Origin of the sequence: Priestia sp. YIM B13552 (assembly GCF_042787775.1) — a bacterium.
Classification (GTDB): Bacteria; Bacillota; Bacilli; order Bacillales; family Bacillaceae_H; genus Priestia; species Priestia megaterium_E.
In genome coordinates this window covers 296918-319496 of sequence record NZ_JBHZOU010000005.1, presented here as the reverse complement: position 1 = coordinate 319496, position 22579 = coordinate 296918, and the positions used below count along the sequence as shown (strand labels likewise).

Genomic DNA, 22579 nt, shown 5'->3' with positions numbered 1-22579 from the left:
TTGTTAAAAAATAAGTGCGCTAGCCGAAGATATAAGAGAAAAGTGCATAAAAGGAGAGAGCGCGTTGGATTTATTTGAAGTTATACTAAGTATCCATATTGGACTCGGCATGATTTGTTTGCTTTCAGGAATGGTGTCTATGCTAGCGGCTAAGAAAAAAGGACAGCATACCATATGGGGAGAAGTGTATCACGGTGCTTATGCAGCACTAGCTGCCACAGCTATCATATTAGCGATTTGGAAATGGAATGAAATTGCTTATTTATTTTATATTGCCGTGTTTTCATACGGATTAGCGATTTACGGCTATGCAGCACGCAAGCAAAAATGGAAGAGCTGGCTTCAACACCATATTCGCGGTATGCTGGGGTCTTATATCGGAGCTGTTACCGCACTGCTTGTGAATATTGGAGACAGTGTTCCGCTGTTAAACAAGCTTCCGGCACTTTCTTATTGGTTTTTGCCGACGATTATTGGCAGTCCGCTTATTTACATAGTCGCAAGACGCTATAGAAAAAATGCTTCTGTTTCTAAAAAAATATCATACTAAGCAAAAAAGCCTTTTACCGAAAAGGCTTTTTTCTGTTGCGAACATTTGTGCTATGATAGAGGAGCAAGGAGGATGCAGCATGAAAGAAAATCATCAGTTTACCATACATACGAATAAAGAAAAGCTTGATATAGATGTCATCTACTCGTACCTTCATCATGAATCATACTGGGCAAAAGGAATTCCGCTTCACCTTGTTCAAACGTCCATTGAACATTCCGTTTGTTTTGGCGTGTATGATGAGTGCGATAAACAAGTAGGATTCGGACGAATTATTTCAGATTTTGCGACGTTTGCTTATTTGGCGGATGTGTTTATTCTTCCGCACGCCCGAGGCAACGGGCTTGGAAAAGCGCTGGTACAAGAAATGATTCGCTATCAGCCGATTCAACACGTACGAAAAATTTTATTGGCAACAAAAGATGCTCACGGTTTGTACAGTCAGTACGGATTTAAAGAAGTTAAAAATAAGCAGCTGTTTATGCAAATTTTTAAAAAAGGCATGTACGAGCGGGCGATTTATTCAAAAGAAAATAAAATACTGCCTGGAAAAGAGGGATAAGTATGGCTGAAGAGTTACGTAAAAGCGTATTTAATGAAGAGTTGATTACGCACTTAAGCGACGCTTTTTCACGTGAAATGAGTTCATTTGATAAACAAGCATTTCATGAGCTGGTTTTTCAACAAGACTGGGAAGACTTAGGACTGAAAGAGCGCATGAGAAGAATTACGCTTTCCATGCATGAAGTGCTGCCGGGGGATTATAAAGAAGCGCTTCATATCCTCTATAAAGTGGCTCCAACGGTAGGAGGACTTCAAGGCACGATTTTTCCAGATTACGTTGAACTGTACGGATTGAACGATTGGGAAGCTTCAATAAAAGCACTTGCGTTTTTTACGCCGTTTTCCACATCAGAATTTGCAGTGCGTCCATTTTTAATTCAAGATAAAAATCGAATGCTCCAGCAAATGATTGAGTGGGCGGGAGATGAAAACCATCATATTCGCAGATTAGCAAGCGAAGGGAGCCGGCCTAGACTTCCGTGGGGACAATCAGTACCTGAGTTAAAGCAAGATCCAAAACAAACGCTGCCGATTTTAGAGCAGTTAAAACGAGATGAATCGCTTTATGTCCGCAAAAGCGTAGCCAATCATTTAAATGATATTTCTTACATAGAAAAAGACTGGATGCTTGATGTGATGAAAAAATGGCACGGTGAAGACGTTAAAACCGACTGGATCGTTAAACATGCGTGCCGTTCACTGCTGAAAAAAGGAGACCCTGAAGCTCTGTCTCTTTTTGGCTATGGAGATGACCCAGGAGTGAGTGTCACAGAGCTTAGCTTACAGCCGCATACTATTACAATCGGTGATAGCATTGACTTTTCATTTGAACTATCCGTGAAAAAAAACATGCCCCTTCGCATAGAGTATGGAATTCATTACGTAAAAGCAAAAGGAAACCGCAGTCAAAAAGTGTTTATGCTAAAAAATGTTCAAGCAAAAGCAGGCCAAACGCTAACAGTCACAAAAAAGCATGCGTTTAAAGATTTAAGTACAAGAAAACATTACAGCGGTACGCATACGCTTTCTGTTATTGTAAACGGAGTGGTAAAAGCAGAAGCGGACTTTGTGATAGAGTAGAGACTGAAAAAATTATTTTAGGTGAATTTAAACACGAACTATCTATCGGAAATTGATTAATAGTTCGTGTTTTTTTATTAAGGTGGTGAACGTAGGTCTCATGTATGTAGCTGCTTCTAGCTGTTGCTTGAAGGGGAAGGCGAAGACTCTTGCGGGAAAAGCGGTTGAGATCATTTGCCTTGATTGGTCGTCTTTATATGGAGTTCATTTTGCTATGTCCTAATCTTTTTGTTATAAAACCGCACTCGTCTCCTACATTAAAATAGTCAAAAAGGTTCAGCCCCCTTATCTTGAAGTTATTTCCTTAAACGGTATAATTAATTATGTAACATTTTAAATATTTAAAATATTTAAAATGTCTAACCAAGGGGATGGGGAGGAGTAAATGAATGAAAAAAACTGTAAAACGAACGGCCGTGCCGGCTCTTTTGTCGATTGGATTATTGCTGTCGCCGCTTGCGGTACAAGCTGAGATGCCTTATTACGGAAAAGACTATAGCCAGCCGCAAAAAATTAAAGCGCTTTATCCGGAAATAAAGGTGAATGAGGCAACGCCGGCATTTATGAAAGGACAAGACGCATTTACGACTCAAGAAGAAATGATGAGCTATGTCCAAAAGCTTGCTCATAAAAGTCCGTACGTAAAGCTGAAGATTATCGGAAAGTCACAGCAAGGGCGTGACATTCCAGCTCTGTATTTTTCAAAGGAAAAGAAATTTGCGGATGGAAAAACATCTAAAAAGCCAACGATTTGGCTTCAAAGTCAAATTCATGGTAATGAACCGGCAAGCGGTGAATCCGTACTCGCCGTTGCGACGCGTTTGACAGAAGACTTTGGAAAAGATGTGCTAAATAAAGTGAACATCGTTATTGTGCCGCGCATTAATCCAGACGGATCTTATGCATTCAAGCGTCAGCTAGCAAATAATTTAGATGGAAACCGTGACTACATAAAGCTTGAAAGCCCTGAAGTACAGAGCGTAAGAGCTGAATTTAACCGTTTTTCACCGGAAGTCGTCATTGACGCTCATGAATATACGCCTTACAGCAGCGGATTTAAAAATATCGGTAAAGAAGGCGTGTGGAAGTATCACGACATTTTACTGCAGTCCGGTCGAAACTTAAATATTCCGCAGCGCATTCGAGACGTGTCTGATGAGCTGTTTGTGAACAGTACGCTTACAGCCATTGAAAAGCAAGGATATTCTGGAGAAGTATACTATACGTCTCAAGTGAATAAACAAGGGCAGCTTGAAGTAGAAGAAGGCTCAGTTGAACCGCGAATAGGTCGAAACTCATTAGGTTTGTATCCATCGTTTTCATTTTTAGTCGAAAGCAGGGGAATCGGTATTGGCCGAGAAGATTTTCCGCGGCGAGTGAGTGCCCAAATTGCTACGCAAGAAAAGCTGATTACGCAAACAGCCGCTCATGCCAAACAAATTAAAGCGCTGATTGCAAAAGAAAAAGCGGCGCTTGTCAAAAAAGGAAAAAATGCAAATGATCATGATCTAATTGTTGTGAACAGTGAAAATAAAAAAATACCAAACTCTACGTTAGAAATGGTTGATGTGGAAAGCGCGTCTGTTAAAGAAATTCCTGTGACGTACTACAGTGCAAAGAAAGCAACGCCGACGCTTGTCCGCGAACGTCCGACTGCTTATCTTTTAAAGCCAGGACATGAAGAGTTAGCAGCAAAATTGCAGGGACAAGGAGTAAAAGGTTTCAAGTTAACGAAAGAAACGGCTCTTTCAGTAGAAGCGTATAGCGTTAGCAGCCGGATTGAAAATGAAGCCTACGAAAACAAACCAAATGTAGACGTGCAAACAATCGTGAAACCAAAAACGGTGACGTTCCCAAAAGGAAGCTACGTCTTTTTAACATCTCAGCCGCAAAACAATTTATTGTCTCTATCACTTGAGCCAGAATCAGTGGACAGCTTCACCACGTTTGGGTATTTGCCTTCAGAGGTAGGACAAGAGCTTGATGTTTACCGGTTTACGCGTTCCATTGAAAAATCGCCTTTGCAAAAAGAATCCCGTAAATAATGAAAAAGCGTGGAGCTTGGCTTCACGCTTTTTATATTAAGATTTTTAAGAAGAAACCCACTCTCCGCCGTTTACATGCAGCGTTTGCCCCGTCACAAACCGTGAGTCGTCGCTTGCGAGGTACACGTAGGTTGGAGCAAGTTCAAACGGCTGCCCTTGGCGCTTCCTCGGATTGTCCACTTGCGTTACATGATCAGCTGAAAAGCTTGCTGGAATGAGCGGTGTCCAAATGCGTCCCGGCGCTACGGCGTTTACGCGAATGCTGTCTTTAATCACGCTATTGGAAAGCGCACGAGTAAAGCCAACAATGGTTCCTTTAGTTACCGTATAGTCAATTAACTGTTCATAGCCTTTATACGTCAAAATTGAAGCGGTATTAATAATGGATCTGCCGCTTTTAGAACCTCGTCCTCCTTTTTATGTAAACCCTCGCTATGAAAAGTATCTGCCTGTTTTATAGTACAAAGAGCCCTTCTGCGTGAAGGGCTTTTAAATTGGCATTCTCTTTTATTTTCCTCGTGATTGCTCACGTGATTCATGACGGTTTTTTCTTCTTCTAGAGAGGAAATAAATAAAAAAGCCGATTAATACAAGAAACGTGATAAGCAAAATACTAGTAGGAAAGTAAAGAGAGCCTATCTGAATTCCCAAATAATTTAACATCGTTATAACTTCCTTTCTTGATAGACAATGGTTTATTTTACTAAATACCCTTATAAGCTGATGAAAAACGTTTCCGCTATTTTAGTAGGGAATGGATTGACTCTGTGTGCCAATAACCACGATATGTCCTTGTTTCATTTCTTCTTTATACCGGTTTGCTTCTTGATTGGATAAGCCGAGCGAAGCCATCTTTGAAAGAAGCTCATCTTCTCTTGAAAGAAGTTTATTTACCGCCGTTTCAAACATACCTTGCTCTGCCATTCTGTACTTTTTTGTATGTGTTGCCTCCGTTAAATTCTGAGCCCATTCTTTATCGTAGGCCAGCAGATAAATATCTTTGCTTGTAAATCCTTTCTTTAAAAAAGAACGGATGACGCAGGCTGCCTCCTCTTGGTTTTCTGCTACTTGAATGTGTTTCATACACGAACCAAACCTCCTGATAAAAGATATTTCTGAAATACATCTTCTACTCATTCTGTAGCCTTTGTTTCCAACTTTAAACTTGTTTTCTATGAATTTTCTCAGATAGTAAAAGAGAATAGAAACATCATAAATTTTTAAAAAAAGATGTTTGAACTTCAAAACAGAAGGCTAAACCTAGACTATACTAAAAAGTTCCATCAAAAATAGGAGGAGATTAAAATGAATTTACAAGATCAACAAACACAAGGCCAGCCCCAACAAACGCAAGACCGCCAGCCGGGTATCGAAAGTGAGATGAATCCTCTCCCTATTTATGAGGATGACAATTACATTGGTACAGGAAAATTAAAAGGAAAGGTAGCGCTAGTTACCGGGGGAGACAGCGGAATTGGACGAGCTGTATCCATTGCTTATGCGAAAGAAGGAGCGGACGTAGCCATCGTTTACTTAAACGAACATAGCGACGCCGAGGAAACAAAAGCCCGCATTGAAGAAGAAGGTGTAAGATGCTTGCTGATTGCAGGAGACGTAGGAGACGAATCGTTCTGTAACGAAGCGGTAGAAAAAACAGTAAGTGAGCTTGGAAAGCTTGATATCCTTGTGAACAATGCAGGAGAGCAGCATCCAAAAGAAAGCATTAAAGAAATTACAAGTGAACAGCTTGAACGAACGTTCAAAACGAACTTTTATTCATACTTTTATTTTACGAAAAAAGCGCTTGATTATTTAGGAAAAGGCAGTGCGATTATTAATACAACGTCAATTAATCCTTACCGCGGAAATCCTCAGCTGATTGATTATACGGCGACAAAAGGTGCAATCAATGGCTTTACGCGCAGTATGGCGCAAGCGCTTGTCAAAGATGGCATTCGCGTTAACGCTGTAGCGCCGGGCCCGATCTGGACACCGCTTATCCCGTCTACTTTCTCAGGTGATAAAGTAGGAGAATTCGGTACAGACACGCCGATGGGCAGACCTGGGCATCCTGTGGAGCACGTAGGCTGCTATGTGCTGCTAGCTTCAAATGATTCATCTTATATGACGGGTCAAACGCTTCATGTCAACGGCGGAGATTTCATGAACACATAATTGCTTCACCTATAGTAGAGGAGGAGAAAAGATGGGAGAACGCCAGAAAAGATCTATTTCAAATACACCAAAAAAAAGAGATGAAACGGAACAGCGTGTAACAGATCAAGACGAAACGTTATTTGAACGTTTCAAAGAAGAAGAAACGGTCGATCCTATGCCGTTGGAAGATATAAGACTTGAACAAAAAGAAGAGAAAAATAAAACGAAAACGAAAGATGAATCAGGTTCTGAAAACATTCATCATAGAAAATAAAAAACAGCCTTTCGGGGCTGTTTTTTGTTTGTATCCCTATATTAATGAGTGCTAGAAGCAATTACAATTTTTGAATCATCTTCTAATGCCTGAGCAAGATTCGATTTAATTCGTATATGCTCAAAATTTAAACCAAGCTGCATCGCAGTAGTGGCTAATTCAGGACGAATGCCCGATAAAATCGATTTAACGCCGATTAAATCAAGCGCATTTATCAGCTGAAACAGCTCGTGCGCGACCATTGTATCGATCATCACAACTCCGGACAAATCAATATACAAATGAGCGATTTGTTTTTCTGCACACTGTTTTAACGTGCTTTCTAGGATCATTTTGGCTCTTGCCGTATCAATATCGCCGACTAACGGTAAAAGAGCAACGTCTTTTTTAATCACAATAACAGGTGAACTTAATTCATGAATCATTTCCTGCTGAGAGCGGAGGCGGTTTGAGGCATATTCCTGCGCTTCTGTGATGAATTTCAAAATAATAATATCAAATACCCTTATTACTTTTTCATTCCATACATCGAGGTGCTGCTGAGTAATGTCATCATGAAGTTCTGCAAACCGGCGAATATACTCGCAGTATTGTTTGCGGACGTTCATAAATTCTTTAATAATACTTTGAATGGGGGTTCTGAGATGCTGTTGGTCTTTGGCAACTTTATTTAGCCACGTGTTAAAAGATTCAAAAAAGCTTTTTTCATCTTCTATAAAGACGTTGCTAATATATAAATGAAATTCATAGTTTTGTGCTTTTAAGCGTTGAATGACGTCAGGGTCATTAGAGGTATATACGCCTTCAGAAGATTTTTTGTCCAAAGATTCATACCATTCTTCCGTCATAGTTGGTGCACTTTCTAGCAGATAAGAACGTAAAGCGATATCTTTCTTCACTGTTATTCTCCTCTCAAACTGATAAAGCATGGCGCAGGTGCGCAACGTATTTATTATAGCACCTTTTTTATAAAGATGGATATGAAATGTATGTTTATTTTGTGTGTTAGGTTTTAAATGATTGTATATAGGGAAAAATTCTAATAAAAGGGGAAAGAGGGAAAGTATGAATACCGTGACGAACGATCAGTGGAAATGGTATCAGTTTGATTTAGAAGAAGCAGACGGAATAGCTGATATAATCAAAGAATATCAGTATCCAAGAGATGAATGGTTTTGTCAGCAGCTTCAAAAGAAAAATTCTAATCATATTCAAGTAGATGTAATAGGAGAAAGTGAGCTCATTTATGGTTCACTGATTTATCATAAGGAGTCGTTTGATCAAAAAAATTACGATTCGTTTCATTTTTATATTACCGAGGAGTTTATTATAACGGCAGGAATTGATTTGAAAATCCTCGAGAACACCAATCATGAACGAATGATTGAACGCATGAAGCAGTCTGCTAACACGGCGGAAAGTTTTTTTATTCTTTTAGGTGAAATTATGAAAAAACATTTAAATGGGTTTGATCAGTTTGAAAGTCATTTCAGAGAGCTTCTGTGGGAAGTGCGCCATAATAATAACATCGACGTGTTAGATGAAATTCACAAAGCGCGGTATGACCTGCTTATATGGACAAATTTAATCAGTTCTGTTCGAGAAGTCACTATGGGAATAGAAGAAGCGTTTCATAAAAAAATTAACCAAACGGTCGAATATCAGCGAATGTGTAAAAAAATTGAAATTGGCTTAACGCTGATTGAACAATATCAAAAAGAATTTGATGCGTTAATTAAATTAGAAGAAGTTGTGTCTACTCATCGAGGAAATGAGATTATGAAAGCTTTAACGCTGCTGACAGCAATCAGTACGCCTTTAACGGCTTTTGGAGCTCTTTGGGGAATGAACTTTAAAGGGATGCCGGAGCTTGATTTGAAGTTTGGCTATATCTATGCACTCATTTTAATTGTCCTTTCGACCGTTGCCATTTATCTCTATTTACGAATGAAAGGGTGGACGGGCGATCTGTTAAAAGGAAGAAAAAAGAATTCATTTTTTAAATAAGCTTTAATAAAAGCAGCCGCTTAATAAGCGGCTGCTTTGTTGTCTGTTATCCTCGCCTCCACGTCGTAGGCTCACCTGAACGAAGGCATCTTGGAAATAGATCGTTTTCTTTTAGCTTTACTTGATTGCCGTTTTCGTCGGTATAGCGACCGGTTTGCGGAACCAATTCTCCGGTTGAAAAGGCGTCATCTACAGGCTTCCACGTCGTTGATTCACGTGTGTGCGGGCAAGGTGTAAAAAGATCATCTTTTTGAAAGAGTTTAATTTCACCTTCTGCACAAACGTAAGCGCCCGATTCTGGTACAGCTTCACTCGTTCGATAAATGTTCTGTACGGTCTTCACACGCATCCAACCTTTCTTTTTGATTAGTTGTATTTTAGTGTTCCGGTCGTGGCATCCATGTACGTACGGTCTTCTATAATATCTGAGTCGTCTAGCTTTCTAAAAGGAGCGCAGTAGCATACAACACCCGTCTCGATTTCAATTTCTTGAAATCCGTACGCACGGCAAAGGTATTCACCAACAGCGCTTGGAGATGGATGCGTATCCAACTCATCTAATGCTTCATTAAACATTTCTAAAAATTCTTTTTTCGAAAATTGCTTCTCATGGTGCAGTGTTACTGGATCTCCAGAATCTGTGCCTTGTGCTAACGCGTAAAAATACATCGTCCTCACTCCTTGCATATATATAGTCGAGCTTTTTCTAAAATGTGTAAACATTGATTGTTAGTAAGTAAATTCCCTTAAATAAAAGAAATAAACGCATTTGGAAGAAAACGGTTTCTTTATGAGCGTTCTCTCAAAGAGAATTCAGTGCTATCAGCGTTTGATAGCAAGCTGCCACAGGGTGATAATCGGCTTTAGGAGCCGGGCTTTTTTTCGAGCTGTAGCGTTCGTTTTGCTGATTTAACAGCTGATACCAGCCTCCATGTGTGTGATCGATAAAGTGTTTCTGACAGTAGGAGAACAGGGCATCGTATGCTTTCCAATATCCGCTGTCTCCGGTTTTTACCCCGAGCAGTGAAGCCGCAGAAATGGCTTCAGCCATCACCCAGTAGTTTTTGTCCCGGTCAATGACCTCTTCTTGAGGCGACAGCGCAAAGTAAAGACCTCCGTACTTAGCATCCCAGCCTCGGTTCCAGCCCTTATCAAACAAATCTTTTGCACGTTCTGTCATCCAGTTTTCCGAACGGTGCCGATCAAGCCATAAAAGCAGCTTGCTCCATTCAAACTGATGTCCTGGTATAAAGCCGTACGGCCGAAATTCATCTTTTGTATTGTTTTTATTGTAGTCCCAATCCGGCTGCCAGTCTGTATCATAGTGCTCCCAAACCATGCCGCCGGATCGTTCAGCAAGCTGCTGCGTAACGCCTTTTGCAAGCGTGTACGCTCGGTCCAAGTATTTTTTATCTCTTGTTGCTTCAAAGGCAGAAAGCATCGCTTCACACATGTGCATATTTGCATTTTGGCCGCGATATAAAGAAGAAGCCGACCACGATGCGTCCCATTCGTCTCGGTAAAAGCCGTGCGCATCTTCCCAAAAGTACTTTTCCATCACGTCATATACCTGTTCAATTGTTTCTTTTGCTTCTGAAATGCCGGCTTGATATGCGACGGAAGAAGCTAAAAGAGCAAAAGCGTGCCCATATGCTTGTTTAGAATCATCTTTTACTTCTCCGTCATCGGCTATTTCAAAAAAATATCCGCCGTGCTCTCTATCATAATGGTTGTTTTGTAGAAGACGAATGCCGTGCTGAGCTGCTTCTTTGCACCAATCCGGTCCGTCTAAAAGAGCCCCTACACTGAAGATATAAATAAAGCGGGCCGTACTTACCAAATGCTTTGAATGCGTGTTGTTGACGGTGCCGTCGTCGTAGTATTCATGGATATACCCGCCGTTTTTGTTGTCAATACAAGCGGGATAGTAGAAATGAAGCGTATCAAAAATATGCTGTTTTAATGTGTGAGGTTCTCGAAACGCAGTTGGGGAAAAATCCGTTGCCGTGTTCATTTTATCACCATCTCAATCTTTGTTTTTAGTTGTTTTTACCCTAAGCAGTTGGGAGTAAACGTAAGGGTTTTTTTGCTGTTTCTGCTCTATTATTCTATTTTTGTTGAAAATGTATCAGTTTGGAAACAAGTTTGAAATATTTTGATATACTTTTGACACGATTATCCGGTATTCTAAAAGTACGTGCTAGCTGGAACGAAGTAATGATAAGCCTCTAGACGTCGAATAATTTTACTTAATGTTGTTTAGTTAAGGTTGAGCTTAAACATCGGATCCTGTTTTCACTTAACCTATTAAACTAGCAGCATATATTTCTATTATATTTTGCAAATGAGGTATAAAAAATGACAGAAGTGAACAAACAAAGATTTTACAAAAAATTAGCGGTAACAGGTCTTGCTTTTACACTTGTAGGGGCAGGAACTCTAGGTCTTCATTCTTTACATTTTACGGGTGAGCCGACTGTAGCAAGCGCAGCGGCAGAAACATATACAACAACGGCGAATTTAAATATTCGAAGCGGCCCATCGACGTCCAACGCGATTATTGCAACGGTGAAACAAGGCACGCAGCTAACGGTAGTTGGACAAGCAGCAAGCGGCTGGCTGAAAGTAAGCTATCAAGGCAAAACGGGTTACGTAAGCAGTGAGTATGTGAAAAAGTCAGCGAGTTCAACGACCAAAACCTATGTAACAACAGCAAATTTAAATATTCGAAGCGCTCCCTCAACGTCAAGCGCGATTGTGGTAACGGTCAAACAAGGCACGCAGCTAACGTCGACAGCACAAGCAGCGAACGGCTGGCTAAAAGTAAGCTATCAAGGCAAAACGGGCTATGTGAGCACGCAGTACGTAAAAGAATCAACGGGTTCTTCTGAACCGGCTCCAGCTCCAGCTCCGGAGGCTTCTGTCTATGTGGCAACGGCGAATTTAAATGTTCGAACAACTGCTTCAACTTCTGGTGCGGTTATCGCAACACTTAAAGCCGGCACACAGATAGACGTAATGGCTAAAGCAGCAAACGGATGGCTGAAAATTACGTATCAAGGTAAAGTTGGCTATGTAAGCGGTCAATACGTACGAGCATTAGCTGGCATGAAAGTGGTCTCGAACCCTGAAAGCATCCAAGTTGTTGTGAATAAACAAAACAAGCTTCCGGAAAACTATGTTCCGAAAGATTTAGTATATACAACGATTCCATTTACATTCAAAGAACAAATGGAAAAGAAAAAAATGCGAAGTGAAGCAGCCGCTGCTATTGCACAGCTGTTTGCGGGTGCGAAAAAACAAGGCGTTACGCTTCTTGGCGTATCGGCTTACCGTTCACATGCAACGCAAAGCGCGCTTTTTAGTTCGTATGTTCAAAGAGACGGTTATGATAAAGCGGCAACTTATAGCGCATTGCCAGGCACGAGTGAACATGAAACGGGTCTTGGAATTGATGTAACAAAAGGAGACGGCACATGTGCTGCTCAAGACTGCTTTGGCGGAACAAAAGAAGCAGCTTGGCTCGATGCCCACGCAGCAGAATATGGATTTATTATTCGTTATCCAAAAGGGAAAGACGCGGTAACCGGCTATAAATATGAGCCGTGGCATTTGCGATATGTAGGCAAACCAGTGGCGCAAGCGATTAAGAGTAAAGGAATTACGCTTGAAGAATATTACGGAATTAAGTAGTTTAAAAAAGAAGCTAGAATAAAAGCAGATTAGTTGAAGGAAAATCCGAACGCGTTTGATTCTTGATAGAGAATCAAACGCGTTCGGATTTTTTATTGTTTTGATGAAGGTAGGTTTCATATATGCAGGGACTTCTAAATGCTGAATAGAGGGCAAGGCTCATCGGCCGCCAGCAAAAAATTAACAGCGTTGGAACAAGTGATTCATACTAGCTGCTTTATCCCATTTGTTCGTTTTTAGATTGGATGGATGTAGGTATGCTTTAATCTCTTTTATTTTTGTTCATCATGTTTACCCTTCTTGTGAAGGAGGGTAGGTAATGATACAAAAGAACTACTGTTTGTACATTTAAAGTTGTGTTTGTGTGTGAAAAGATCTAGTGTATATTTCATACAGAAGTGTAAAGTACAGGGGGCGTTCATCTGTGAAAAAACGAAGGAGATGCATCCTACCATGTTGAAAGATCATATGTTTGAATTTTATTTTGATCAAATGAATGAGCTGGTTTTTTTAGCGGAAGTAAAGAACCAACATCTTTATTATAAAAAAATGAATAAAGCGGCTGCTAAGCTTGTACGGTGCCAAGGAGAAGCGGGCATGCGGCTAGAAAGCGTCCTCTCTGAGCGGGCGTATCGCTCCCTTTACCCTTACTATATGAAAGCGATGGAAACAAAAAAGTCAGTTACCTACCATGACATAAATACCTTCTCAGATGAAGCTGAAGCGTTTGAAACAACGCTTACTCCAATTTTTGATGATGCCGACAATAGTACGCACCTATTAGTCATGAGTAAAAATATCCAGAAGTTAAAAAAAGAATTAGCCCAAAGCATGGAGCAGTATAAGTCGCTTTTTATGAACCATGAAAACGCCATATGTATGATGGATTTAAGCGGTAAAATTGTTCAAGCAAATCCTGCCTGTGAGCAAATGTTCGGGTACGATGCGCAGGAGATCATCAACAGTTCTTATAGGGAGCTTCTAGAAGAATTGAAGATCGATGCCCGTGCTTTGCCTTTTCATCACATCATATACGACCAAAGCTACAGCAAAGAAATCCAAGCGTGGCACAAAGAAAAAGGAAAGATTTATTTATATGTTACAAACGTGCCCATCATAGTGGAAAATGAATGGATTGGTATTTACTTGATTGCTCAGGACGTGACAAAGGAAAAGACAGCTGAAATAAAGTTGGAAAACACGGTGAAAGATTTAGCAAACATGAAGTATGCCCTTGATGAGTCCGCTATCGTAAGCGTTCTGGATCCGTATGGAACGATTAGGTATGTCAATGATATGTTCTGTACGATATTTGGTTATGAAGAAGAAGAGCTAATTGGACAATCATATGAGTTACTCGATGTAAGCTATGACCTGCGGGTTCTTGAAAGTATTGGACAAGGAAAGGTTTGGAGAGGGCAAGTCAAAAGCATAACCAAAGAAGGCGTCATCGTCTGGAGCCATAAGACCATTGTTCCGCTGACAGATATTCATCATCGAATCTCAAGCTACGTGCTGATTCAAACCGATATTACTGCGCAAAAAAACCTAGAAAATCAGCTGAAGTTTAAGGCATTTCATGACAGTTTGACGGGGGTGCCGAATCGAATGATGCTGCAAAAACAAGTACAGGCTGCGATCGAGCAAAACGAAAGGTTTGGCCTGCTGTTTTTAGACTGTGATAATTTTAAAGAAGTGAACGATCAATTTGGTCATGATATTGGCGATGCATTTTTAATTCAGTACGCGCATCGTTTAACGTCTTGCATTCGCGCATGTGACGAAGTTTATCGCCTTGGAGGTGATGAATTTGTTATCTTGCTTCGGCAGATTGAAAGGCGTGAGGAAATACAGCAAATTATGGAACGAATTCACCGAGAGCTTCAAAAAGAATGGAGTATTGAATCCTGCATCTTTACAGCTACATCGACCATTGGAGCCGCTTATTATCCAGAAAACGGAGAATCGTTTCAAGAGCTGTTAAAACAGGCGGATCAAGCGCTGTACGAAGGAAAACGACAGGGGAAAAATAACGTGAATTTTTATAAAAAAAACCAATCTGCAGCCGATTCTATAGATAAAGAAAGTTTTGTCTAATATAGAAAGGGATAAATATGAATAAACATAAATTAATGGTTGTTTTATCAAGCGGAGCAGTGATACTTTCTCTGCTTGTACATATCATTCATCGTATTTGGCCGATGGGCATGTCCGGCATGTCCATGGAACATAATTCAACGCCAGGCGAAGTGTCATTGATCTTTTTGATGCTTCCTATTCTTTTTCTTGGCGTGCTGCTTGTGCTGTACGTTAAAAAACACGACCTAGTACCTGCGTTTGTGACGCTAACGCTGACGTTTTCAAGTATCAGCACGGTTGTAGGCGGAGGAGGAATGGTCGAGTATCATTTTTCAATTTTTATGGTGATAGCTATTCTTTCCTACTATGAAAATGTAAAGCTGTTATTGTTAATGACGGGTATTTTTGTCATCGAGCATCTAGCTGGATTTTTCGTACCATTTTTTACGCCGATTATTTTCGGAACGTCTTCTTATTCTTTTTCGATGCTTTGCCTTCACGCGGCTTATCTGCTTTTTACATCAGGGGCAACTGCTTGGCAAATTATTTCAAAGAAAAAATACACAGAACAGCTTCAGCGGGAAAATGAGCAAAAGCAGCATATCATTTATGACATGATGAAAAAACTGCATGAAACGAATGGGGAGGTAAGACAAACGGTTCACGACTTAAAGGGGAATTTAGAAGAATCACAAACGGCTAGTCATCATACGTCTGCTTCAATGCAAGAGCTAGCGGCAGGAGCTGAGCAGCAGGTAATAATGGCTCAAAAAAGCAGCGAGTTTCTAGAAGAGATGGCGCAAGGCGTAACCAAAATAGCCGAGGCCTCAGCGGTAGTCAGCGAAGCTTCTGATCAAACAGCAAATGAAGCCGTGCAGGGAAAAGAAAAAATTCAAGAAGCAATTCAGCAAATTCATACAATCGATTCTTCTGTTCAGCATGCAGCTAGCGTTATTCATCAGTTAAAAGAACGTTCTGCGGAAATCAACGATATTATGAGTGTGATTTCAGGCATTGCTGCACAAACAAATCTACTGGCGCTAAATGCTGCAATTGAAGCAGCGCGCGCAGGCGAACATGGGAAAGGGTTTGCGGTCGTAGCATCGGAAGTTCGCAAACTTGCCGAACAATCCAATCAGTCAGCCGAACAAGTAGCAAGGCTCATTCAGCATATTCAGCAAGAAACGTCTCAAGCCGTAGCCTTCATTCAATCAGGAACAGCCGATGTAAAAAACGGTATTTTACTAGCCAACGAAGCGGAAAATGTTTTTAATCGAATCGCCGACGCATCTGCGTACGTTCACGAACAAATTCAGCAAACGGCTGCTTCTGCTCAGCAAATAGCAGCCGGATCTACGCAGGTGCTCCATGCCGTCAGCGATATGACCGCTTTTGCTAGCCAATCGGCTGCAAGCAGCAGCAACATTTCTTCTGCTTCCGTGCGTCAGCTGCAATCGCTGCAGATCATTGACCAGACGGCGGAATTTTTAAGTGGATTAGTTGAAGAGCTTGGCAGCGTAACGGAAAAGTTAGCGAAGCAAGCGTGAGTGAGGCAGCAAACTACATAGAAGTACATGATTTGATACACTGAATTAATGTTATAAATCCACTAAAAAATTATGTACATACAAACGCTTAAAAAGTTCCTATGGACCTTTAGACCACTAATGTTCATATCAATCCCCTCCTTTAGAAAAATGAAGCGATCTAAAAAGAGGGGATTGATGCTTTTGGCTAAAAGCTAGTGTTAGTTATTTGTTGGAGAAGGAAATCTCGCTGCTTCAAAATGTGAGCCATCTTCGGATGTGACGATTGTGCCAGCTATGCTGCTTTGAACAAAAACTTCAACACGATCTCCAGCTTCTAAATTGTAAATAGTAGACACGGATACCGCATTAACAAACGGTGTGTTCCCGCCAAAGAAATCGTTATCGATAGCGATAGCAGTTGTCCCATTTACACGTATTTCTATACGAGTTCTATAATCTAGCATCTGGTCGTTAGGAGAGAATCCAATTGTAGCAATGATGGAATATACGCCATCTTTTTTGGGGCGGAAGGTAGAAGTAATCGGGTTATATTCATTTGCTAAATCAAATTGTTCAGTTGGGAAAACTGCTTTTACAAACGTATTGGCAGGAACATTTTGAGGCATCGTTAAATTGAGTGCTCTAAATGCAGATTCACGCGTGTTTCCTTTTTTGCCTTTATCTTCTTTACATTTAGAAGCCCAGTCATGTGATTCCTCATAGATATCTTCATCGCGTCCATACATCCAAACATGTGCTTCCTCAGGGCTATCTTCTTCACGTCCATAAGCCCAGCCGCGTGCTTCCTCAGGGGCATCTTCTTGATGTTGCTCTTTTAAATTATCGTGAGCTTTCTTCTTATTCTTATAAGGATAAGATTTTTCCACATAATATTTGTCATCTTTATCATTGTAATTAAAATAATACTTTTTTATAATAATCACCCTTTCTTTGCAGTACTCTATACTATATTCACTCATAGAGGAAATGTTTGGATACTTGTCCGATAACTTTAGAACTGTTTTTTTAATAGCTAATAGTAACTAATTTTGAATGTAGAATTAGTTGCAGCATATAAAAAAACACCTTTTTCGAACAAAAGTCGAAGAGGTGTTTTTGGATTCGAAGAGTATATGATTCGATAGTCTACCCATAACCTGTATGTAAATGTCACTCTATCAGTCAACGGGGTGTACTTTTATAGCGCTGGGTCCTTTAGCTCCTTCTTGGATTTCAAACTCTACTTTTTGTCCTTCTGCCAGGTTTTTATATTCCTCACGGTCAATCGCATTGGAGTGAACGAACACTTCTTTTGATCCGTCTTCGGGTGTAATAAATCCAGATCCTTTTGATTCGTTGAAAGATTTAACGGTTCCCTTATGTTTGTTCATTGAAAAAGCCCCCTTATAAGTATAGAAATAAATTCATAGTAGTTTTTTACCCAAACGCTGAAATTTCAATCCTATTATGGCAGGTATACCGATTAGAAGAAGAGGGGTAAAAGTAAATAGGGAGGGCTTAACAATTTTTTCATTTCGGTTATATTTTTATATTGTATGTGATATAACTATTGTTATAAAATGTAATCGTTAATTCTGCTAACTAAAGGAGATAAAGAAAAAAATGAGGGATGAGTTATTATATATAGGGAAGAAAATTATCGATAATAAGCAGGAATTAGCGATACAATTTTCTGATCTGATGGACTCTGAATATAAGCGGAAGCTTGTTTACCACGAAGAAAGCGAAGTTTTAAAATGGAGAGCGGAACTCATTGAGTATTTAGGCGAGTCGTTATTCGAGGAGCGCTCGGTCGTTTTAAAGAAAATCGTTCAGTGGGGTACAGATATAGGAAAAGTGGCTGTGGAAAACGGACTTTCTTTGAGTCAAGCGTTAAAATCGCTTGCGCTGTTTCGAACAGTGATATGGGGTGTTTTTACAGAAGAACTGCAGCAGAAGCAGTTTGCTCCTATTACGATGCTTGATGTAAGTAAAAAAATTGATCCGATGCTTGATGAGCTTAATCATATATTTGTCGAAATCTATGAAGAACATAATACGGACACCATAAAACGCGCGTATGCAGCGCTAGAAGAATTATCAGTTCCCATCGTTCCTCTTTCTGAAGGAATCGCTGTGATGCCAATCGTTGGACAAATTGATACGCATCGTTCCCAGCTTATTATGGAAACGGCTTTAGAAAAAAGCGCTCAGCTGCAGCTGAGTTATTTAATATTTGATATTTCAGGTGTTCTTATCGTCGATACGATGGTAGCGGACAATATTTTTCAAATTGTAAAAGCCTTACAGCTTATCGGAACTAAAACGATGATTACCGGAATACGTCCGGAAATCGCGCAAACCGTTGTGGATTTAGGCGTGGATTTTGGAACAATCAAAACAAGAGCGACGTTAGAAAAAGGCCTTGAAGAAATAGGCTTTAGCAAACTGCCAGAAAATCCGCAAAGAAAACCAAACAAATGGCCTTTTCAATGAATAAAAAAAGGAAGAGGCTCAGACAAAGTATGTTAGTTGAAGTTAAACTCAAACCGTTAATCTGATTGATGGTTTGGGTTTTTTGTTGTTATGGTGAACGTAGGTTTCATGTATGTAACTGCTTCTAGCTGGTGATTGGAGGGCAAGACGAAGACTCCTGCGGGAAAAGCGGAACAGGTGAGACCCCGCAGGAGCATAAGCGACGAGGAGGCTCACCGGCCGCCCGCGGAAAGCGAAGTCCTGCACGGAAATCACCAGCGGTGTAAAAAGCAGTCCAACTCATTTATCTCATTTGTTCGTCTTTCGATTGGGTTGATTTAATTATGTTTCCATCTCTTAGTTTTCTCGTGTCTCTAAAAAATAAAAGAAAGGCTTATATTACGAAAAATTTAAGAGGAAGTCACAGCGTCACATGTTATATTCCTTGTAAAAATGGGTACTGGTAAAAAGAAGCATTTCAAGTGCTTTTCAATTACAGTAGCCGTCTAAAATTAATTAATTGTCAATTTCGAATAACATAAATTATTTAAATACTTAGACAAACAAATGAGGAAAATATATACTTATTAGTGTTGTCACGAAAAGATAAAGGGGAGAAACAAGGATGGATATCAAACGTCAAAACGTTGATTTTGGTAACTCAATTTTTCAAACGCTAGTGGATGGTTATTACTATGAAATTCCTACAAACGTAGTAGAAATCACCAAAGATCAGGCAGAGGGTCATTTTCCTTCAAGCGTAAATGAACCGGAATTACTTCTTCAAAATTTACTGATTTCTACAACAATCGAAGGAGTAGAAAAGTATTATTTAGTAGGAGACGCAGCAGAGAAACATGTGCTAGGCAATATCCATATTAATAAGTTACATAATAAAACTGAATCTGATATTCCTTATGTGATGTTTTTAGCTTCAGTTGCTTATTACAACATACTTAAAGGAAAAGACAAAGAGGATAATCATGTGACGATTAATTATTTCTCGACTATGCTTCCGATTTGGCTGCTTAAGAAAACAAATAAATTCAGTGAAATGCAGCAGAAGATGGCCGAACGTTTTCAAGGAGAGCACACGGTTACGGTATTGACTCCTGGGTTAGAAAAAACGCTCACTGTGAACATTGAAACGAGCAAATGCCGTATTGAAAGCGAAGTAGCTCGCTGGGCGATCAAAAAAGATTTTGAATTACAAGATAGAGAAGAAGCAAATGCATTCAAACATTTTGAAACGCTAATTGTAGATTTGGGCGGAGGCACAGTTGACCTTGCGCTGCTTCCTGCAGGACTTCAAGCTCCTAAAAGCAGAAATTCGCTGAAGTGTCTTACGGATATTTCATATTTGAAGCATATTGAAAAGCTAAGAAATGAAAAGCTGCTTGAGTATTTTGATGATGTTCGTTCATTAGAAGAGTTTATTATTGCCAATATCCATAAAGCAAAAATGGAACAAAGAGACGGCAATAGCGGGAAAAAAGTAGATCTCACGGAGCCTATTCACGCTTCGCTTAGAGAATACACGCAAATTTTATTAACGAAAATTGAAAATCTATTTCCATCGCCAAAAGATAAAGTCTATAAATATATTTATATTGGAGGACTGGCTCCTATCCTTCAACAGTTTATTGCAGAGCAGATTGATAACATGTACGGGGAAGAAATCAGAGAAGAAAATCATCTTTTCTTGCCGGAGACTCGCAAATTAAACTTATACGGTCTTGAAATTTTAAGCAGACATGAAACAAACGCAGCGGTTCATGCTTAAAAAGGGGGAGCATATATGAGTCATCAACACACTCGCCTTAAGGAAGCGCTAGATGATTGGTACGGTCAGCTAAGCTCCCAGGTGGCTGCACCGTTTTACTTACTATCAAATGCGTTTCTGACAGCTGGCAATCTATCAGCAGATATGATGGGAGCAAGGGAAAAGACCGTAAGTAATAGAGATGAAGGTGCAAATTTCACAATCGACACTGATGACATTCCGTCAGAAGTGTCATCATTTCTGAAAGAAAAACAGCAGGCAAGCGAGCTGCAGGACTATATAGTAAGACTCATACAGCAAGACTTGCAAAAAAAGAGCAAAGAAAATGAAGTGGAGACGCTCGTTCATTCACTTCGAAAAGAGCTGTTGGGCGAAATTGACTTACTAAAAAAAGAAATGAATTCACGTCTTGCTGCAAATCGTGAGCAGTATGAGGCCTCGCAGGCAAAAGAACTTCAGGATTATGTAGCGAAGCTTGTGGAACAAAACGGGCAGAAAGACAGCCGGGAAGACGATTTTCAATCGTTAGTTCATTCATTGAGAACTGAGCTGTTAGGCGAAATTCATTTGCTTAAAAAAGAGCTTGGCTCTGCGTCAGCTCCTTCCTATAAGCAGCTGAAACCCGTTAAAAATGAGGAAGAAGAAACATTTAAAGAAGGTCAATTAATTAAAAGTGAAAAAGTGACCGGAACCATTCAAGAAGATATCGATGTAGATTTCTAAATAGAAAGTAGAGGCGTGATATGCCTCTACTTTTATTATTTTTCTATTAAAAATGAGGCTGGGGCAAAAGTATTTTTGCTAAAGGAAGATCCGAACGAGTTTGATTCTTGAGTGTGAATCCAACTTGTTCGGCTTTTTATTGGTATGCTGAATGTAGGTTTCATGTGTTTAAATGGTTCTAGCTGTTGATTGGAGGGCAAGGCGAAGACTCCTGGGGGAAAAGCGGAGCAGGTGAGACCCCGCAGGAGCGCAAGCGACGAGGAAGCTCATGGACCGCCCGCGGAAAGCGAAGCCTTGCACGGAAATTAACAGCGGTCCAATGTAAAAGCTTTAGCGTATAAATCATAAAGCTCTTTTGTTTCTTTTTAGCATTTTTCGGACGTATAAGCAAAGATCGAATGTAACAATGGTGAAGATACTGCATTTTATCATAAACCAAAATAACGATTCGTTTATGCCAAATCCACCAATGGAAGCTTTTAGTTCATTTAGCTGCCTGAGAATTAAATTTATGTCGCTTTCATAAGCCACAGTAAAAGATTTAATCACAAGCATGGTCATAATGACTGCTTCTACAGATATATATAGAATTTTTCTTGCTAGTTTAAGAGAAGGATGTACGTTTGATTTGGGAATTTTATAAAATAATTTCATCGCCTGTTTGCCTTTCAGTTATTTTGAGCTGTTTAAAAAGATTAGTTAATTCTATAATTCTTTCCTTGGCTACAAAATCCTTTATGTATAGCAAGTTTAAAAAAAGCCCGCTAGAAAAGGTCATACACCGATTTTCTAGCGAGCTTTTTTAGTTAACATCCATCTATTTACTTAGTATTGATTCTGAACAAGCGTTCCAATCCTGCATAACACTCTGCTTATTTTTAATGTTCTTCAGCCAGAGCGTTTGCTTTTGTCACATGAACCGTACCAAATGGGTGGTTTGGCGGAGCGTATATGGAGTAAAGCTTTAGCGGAGTGGTACCCGTATTGGTGACATCATGCCACGTTCCGGCAGGGATAAATATCGCATCGTCATCGTAGACTTTTCGTTTAAAGGTTAGATTGTTTTTACTTTTGCCCATTTGAACAACGCCTTGCCCTTGTTCAATGCGCAGGAATTGATCAACGTTAGGGTGGATTTCTAAGCCGATATCTTCACCGGGCTTGAGACTCATTAACGTCACTTGTAAATGTGTTCCCGTCCATAAAGCAGTGCGGTACGTATTGTTTTGCTTTGACGCTTCATTAATGTTAATAACAAACGGCCTTGGTCCGTAGTCCTTTAATTTACCGTTTCTTTGCTGAAACTGTTCGCTGGTGTGATAGTGATTCGGCACATAATAACTATATGGCTGCCAGCCGTAATACACTGGAGTCTGCCACTGATGATAATAAGGTGTATAGTGCATACTCATTCTCCTTTTCTCGTTTAATTTTTCTTTTCATCCTATGCTTTTGTCAAAACGGTTGATACCATTTGCCTTTTTGTCCCCGGTCTTTATCCACTTATTTTTTGCTGAAATCATGTGATTCATGATTTATCTGAGCTTCTTGTCTGTTTTTTTGGTCGTTAAAAAATACTTTCATCACTTTAATACGATAATTCAGTAAAAAATATATCGT

24 protein-coding genes and 1 pseudogene are annotated in these 22579 nt (G+C 39.9%); 15 read left to right on the top strand and 10 right to left on the bottom strand.

Features of this window, described 5'->3' with window-relative positions; all coding sequences use genetic code 11:
• Positions 1 to 64 precede the first annotated feature (64 nt).
• The 4 genes from ACFX40_RS20965 to ACFX40_RS20950 all read left to right on the top strand — a co-directional run bounded on the left by ACFX40_RS20965 (position 65) and on the right by ACFX40_RS20950 (position 4239).
• Positions 65 to 550: a DUF2306 domain-containing protein gene (locus ACFX40_RS20965; RefSeq protein WP_272801211.1), complete on the top strand. Its 486-nt coding sequence runs from the start codon at positions 65 to 67 to the stop codon at positions 548 to 550.
• Positions 551 to 629: 79 nt separating this feature from the next.
• Positions 630 to 1112: a GNAT family N-acetyltransferase gene (locus tag ACFX40_RS20960; protein WP_013084205.1), complete on the top strand. Its 483-nt coding sequence runs from the start codon at positions 630 to 632 to the stop codon at positions 1110 to 1112.
• Positions 1113 to 1114: 2 nt separating this feature from the next.
• Positions 1115 to 2194: a DNA alkylation repair protein gene (locus ACFX40_RS20955; protein ID WP_377256179.1), complete on the top strand. Its 1080-nt coding sequence runs from the start codon at positions 1115 to 1117 to the stop codon at positions 2192 to 2194.
• 389 nt (positions 2195 to 2583) lie between these two features.
• The gene (locus tag ACFX40_RS20950; RefSeq protein ID WP_098580005.1) at positions 2584 to 4239 is read left to right on the top strand and encodes a M14 family metallopeptidase; all 1656 of its coding nucleotides are present in this window, start codon (positions 2584 to 2586) and stop codon (positions 4237 to 4239) included.
• A gap of 45 nt (positions 4240 to 4284) precedes the next feature.
• Here the strand turns inward: ACFX40_RS20950 and ACFX40_RS20945 are convergent.
• The 3 genes and pseudogenes from ACFX40_RS20945 to ACFX40_RS20935 all read right to left on the bottom strand — a co-directional run.
• Positions 4285 to 4638, bottom strand: a pseudogene (locus ACFX40_RS20945) (SDR family oxidoreductase); the annotation flags it as partial.
• A 108-nt stretch (positions 4639 to 4746) separates the two neighbouring features.
• Positions 4747 to 4902: a hypothetical protein gene (locus ACFX40_RS20940; RefSeq protein ID WP_169305194.1), complete on the bottom strand. Its 156-nt coding sequence runs from the start codon at positions 4900 to 4902 to the stop codon at positions 4747 to 4749.
• 81 nt (positions 4903 to 4983) lie between these two features.
• The gene (locus ACFX40_RS20935; protein WP_028409499.1) at positions 4984 to 5322 is read right to left on the bottom strand and encodes a YflT domain-containing protein; all 339 of its coding nucleotides are present in this window, start codon (positions 5320 to 5322) and stop codon (positions 4984 to 4986) included.
• A gap of 222 nt (positions 5323 to 5544) precedes the next feature.
• Between ACFX40_RS20935 and ACFX40_RS20930 the strand changes: the two genes are divergently transcribed.
• Positions 5545 to 6414, top strand: a complete 870-nt coding sequence (locus tag ACFX40_RS20930) for an SDR family oxidoreductase (RefSeq protein WP_013058194.1) — start codon at positions 5545 to 5547, stop codon at positions 6412 to 6414.
• Between the two features lie 31 nt (positions 6415 to 6445).
• Positions 6446 to 6670, top strand: coding sequence for a hypothetical protein (locus ACFX40_RS20925; RefSeq protein WP_028409498.1), 225 nt, complete (start codon positions 6446 to 6448; stop codon positions 6668 to 6670).
• Between the two features lie 41 nt (positions 6671 to 6711).
• Here the strand turns inward: ACFX40_RS20925 and ACFX40_RS20920 are convergent, their stop codons facing one another.
• Positions 6712 to 7569: an STAS domain-containing protein gene (locus ACFX40_RS20920; RefSeq protein ID WP_098332678.1), complete on the bottom strand. Its 858-nt coding sequence runs from the start codon at positions 7567 to 7569 to the stop codon at positions 6712 to 6714.
• Positions 7570 to 7735: 166 nt separating this feature from the next.
• On the opposite strand from ACFX40_RS20920, the gene ACFX40_RS20915 reads away from it, so the two are divergent.
• Positions 7736 to 8677 (top strand): magnesium transporter CorA family protein, encoded by a 942-nt coding sequence (locus tag ACFX40_RS20915; protein WP_025750842.1) that lies wholly within the window; start codon positions 7736 to 7738, stop codon positions 8675 to 8677.
• 46 nt (positions 8678 to 8723) lie between these two features.
• On the opposite strand, the gene ACFX40_RS20910 is transcribed toward ACFX40_RS20915, so the two are convergent.
• The 3 genes from ACFX40_RS20910 to ACFX40_RS20900 all read right to left on the bottom strand — a co-directional run bounded on the left by ACFX40_RS20910 (position 8724) and on the right by ACFX40_RS20900 (position 10691).
• Positions 8724 to 9026 (bottom strand): hypothetical protein, encoded by a 303-nt coding sequence (locus ACFX40_RS20910; protein ID WP_155660409.1) that lies wholly within the window; start codon positions 9024 to 9026, stop codon positions 8724 to 8726.
• 17 nt (positions 9027 to 9043) lie between these two features.
• On the bottom strand, positions 9044 to 9346 hold the full coding sequence (locus ACFX40_RS20905; RefSeq protein WP_028409496.1) for a hypothetical protein: 303 nt from the start codon (positions 9344 to 9346) through the stop codon (positions 9044 to 9046).
• A 133-nt stretch (positions 9347 to 9479) separates the two neighbouring features.
• Positions 9480 to 10691 (bottom strand): AGE family epimerase/isomerase, encoded by a 1212-nt coding sequence (locus ACFX40_RS20900; RefSeq protein WP_377256177.1) that lies wholly within the window; start codon positions 10689 to 10691, stop codon positions 9480 to 9482.
• 344 nt (positions 10692 to 11035) lie between these two features.
• Between ACFX40_RS20900 and ACFX40_RS20895 the strand changes: the two genes are divergently transcribed.
• From ACFX40_RS20895 to ACFX40_RS20885, 3 genes are all read left to right on the top strand, one after another.
• A complete protein-coding gene (locus ACFX40_RS20895; RefSeq protein WP_377256174.1) occupies positions 11036 to 12370 on the top strand; it encodes an SH3 domain-containing protein in 1335 nt (444 codons plus the stop codon).
• A gap of 453 nt (positions 12371 to 12823) precedes the next feature.
• Positions 12824 to 14467: a diguanylate cyclase domain-containing protein gene (locus ACFX40_RS20890; protein WP_377256171.1), complete on the top strand. Its 1644-nt coding sequence runs from the start codon at positions 12824 to 12826 to the stop codon at positions 14465 to 14467.
• 17 nt (positions 14468 to 14484) lie between these two features.
• Positions 14485 to 15996: a methyl-accepting chemotaxis protein gene (locus ACFX40_RS20885; protein ID WP_377256168.1), complete on the top strand. Its 1512-nt coding sequence runs from the start codon at positions 14485 to 14487 to the stop codon at positions 15994 to 15996.
• A 200-nt stretch (positions 15997 to 16196) separates the two neighbouring features.
• Here the strand turns inward: ACFX40_RS20885 and ACFX40_RS20880 are convergent, their stop codons facing one another.
• Together ACFX40_RS20880 and ACFX40_RS20875 are read right to left on the bottom strand one after the other, a co-directional pair.
• Entirely contained in the window at positions 16197 to 16724 is a 528-nt protein-coding gene (locus ACFX40_RS20880; RefSeq protein WP_034276337.1) for a hypothetical protein, read from the bottom strand.
• Positions 16725 to 17156: 432 nt separating this feature from the next.
• Positions 17157 to 17369 carry a cold-shock protein gene (locus tag ACFX40_RS20875; RefSeq protein ID WP_034650169.1) on the bottom strand — a complete coding sequence of 71 codons (213 nt, stop codon included), beginning with the start codon at positions 17367 to 17369 and terminating at the stop codon, positions 17157 to 17159.
• A gap of 232 nt (positions 17370 to 17601) precedes the next feature.
• On the opposite strand from ACFX40_RS20875, the gene ACFX40_RS20870 reads away from it, so the two are divergent.
• The 5 genes from ACFX40_RS20870 (at position 17602) to ACFX40_RS20850 (ending at position 21300) form a co-directional block, all read left to right on the top strand.
• The gene (locus ACFX40_RS20870) at positions 17602 to 18474 is read left to right on the top strand and encodes an STAS domain-containing protein (protein ID WP_060745166.1); all 873 of its coding nucleotides are present in this window, start codon (positions 17602 to 17604) and stop codon (positions 18472 to 18474) included.
• A gap of 131 nt (positions 18475 to 18605) precedes the next feature.
• A complete protein-coding gene (locus tag ACFX40_RS20865) occupies positions 18606 to 18740 on the top strand; it encodes a hypothetical protein (RefSeq protein WP_255256570.1) in 135 nt (44 codons plus the stop codon).
• Positions 18741 to 19078: 338 nt separating this feature from the next.
• Positions 19079 to 20236: a ParM/StbA family protein gene (locus ACFX40_RS20860; RefSeq protein WP_028409489.1), complete on the top strand. Its 1158-nt coding sequence runs from the start codon at positions 19079 to 19081 to the stop codon at positions 20234 to 20236.
• 15 nt (positions 20237 to 20251) lie between these two features.
• A complete protein-coding gene (locus ACFX40_RS20855; RefSeq protein WP_377256165.1) occupies positions 20252 to 20959 on the top strand; it encodes a hypothetical protein in 708 nt (235 codons plus the stop codon).
• A 185-nt stretch (positions 20960 to 21144) separates the two neighbouring features.
• Positions 21145 to 21300 carry a hypothetical protein gene (locus ACFX40_RS20850; RefSeq protein ID WP_377256162.1) on the top strand — a complete coding sequence of 52 codons (156 nt, stop codon included), beginning with the start codon at positions 21145 to 21147 and terminating at the stop codon, positions 21298 to 21300.
• 537 nt (positions 21301 to 21837) lie between these two features.
• On the opposite strand, the gene ACFX40_RS20845 is transcribed toward ACFX40_RS20850, so the two are convergent.
• The gene (locus ACFX40_RS20845; protein WP_016764982.1) at positions 21838 to 22365 is read right to left on the bottom strand and encodes a cupin domain-containing protein; all 528 of its coding nucleotides are present in this window, start codon (positions 22363 to 22365) and stop codon (positions 21838 to 21840) included.
• Positions 22366 to 22579: the final 214 nt, after the last annotated feature.